Source organism: Streptomyces sp. HPF1205 (assembly GCF_020400825.1).
GTDB lineage: Bacteria > Actinomycetota > Actinomycetes > Streptomycetales > Streptomycetaceae > Actinacidiphila.
Genome location: NZ_JAINVH010000170.1, coordinates 1 through 347 on the forward strand (window position 1 = coordinate 1; position 347 = coordinate 347).

Sequence of the window (347 nt, forward strand, 5' to 3'; positions counted from 1 at the left end):
CAGGGTCCGGCTGCGCTTGCGGGGCAGGCGGGTCGGCTTGTGGAGTGGCTAGGGGATGGGGTCGGGGATGGGGTTGGGGAAGCGGGGGTTGTGGGTGGCGTGCGTGGGGTGGATGTGGGGTGGTCGCTGGTTGGGGGGCGTTCTAGGTTCGGTGAGCGTGCGGTGCTGGTTGCTGCCGGGGTGGGTGGGTTCCGTTCGGGGCTTGCCGCGCTTGCGGGGGGTGGTCTGGTGCCGGGTTTGGTCCGCGGGTCGGCTGTGGGGGGCAGGGTGGCGGTGATGATGTCCGGGCAGGGGTCTCAGTGTCCTGGCATGGGCCGTGATCTGTACGGGGTGTTCCCGGTGTTCGC

Annotated in this window: 1 pseudogene; it reads right to left on the bottom strand. The window is 70.6% G+C overall.

The features are described 5' to 3' along the window. Window positions 1-48: 48 nt before the first annotated feature. Window positions 49-347: pseudogene (locus K7G61_RS36150) on the bottom strand (hypothetical protein); the annotation flags it as partial.